Source organism: Paraburkholderia sp. BR14320 (assembly GCF_040948665.1).
Classification (GTDB): domain Bacteria; phylum Pseudomonadota; class Gammaproteobacteria; order Burkholderiales; family Burkholderiaceae; genus Paraburkholderia; species Paraburkholderia youngii.
On the sequence record NZ_JBFPKG010000358.1, the window covers coordinates 1 to 255 of the forward strand.

Genomic DNA, 255 nt, shown 5'->3' on the forward strand with positions numbered 1-255 from the left:
ACGTGAAGACCCTGCACGCCAAGATCGGCCAACTCAGCCTGGAAAATGATTTTTTAAGCGCTGCGCTCACCAAGGCGGGATTGCTGAGCGCAAAGCGATGATTGACCGTGGCCATGCGTTGCCGGTTCCGCAGCAAGTCCGGCTTGTTGGTATCGCGAGATCGAGCGCGTATTACCGGGCGCGGCCTGTCAGCGAAGTCGAGCAACGTCTGATGCGACGGATCGACGAACTGCATCTGGAGGTCCCTTTTGCCGG

Annotated in this window: 1 pseudogene; it reads left to right on the plus strand. The window is 58.8% G+C overall.

The features are described 5' to 3' along the window. Window positions 1-255, plus strand: a pseudogene (locus AB3X89_RS40640) (IS3 family transposase); the annotation flags it as partial.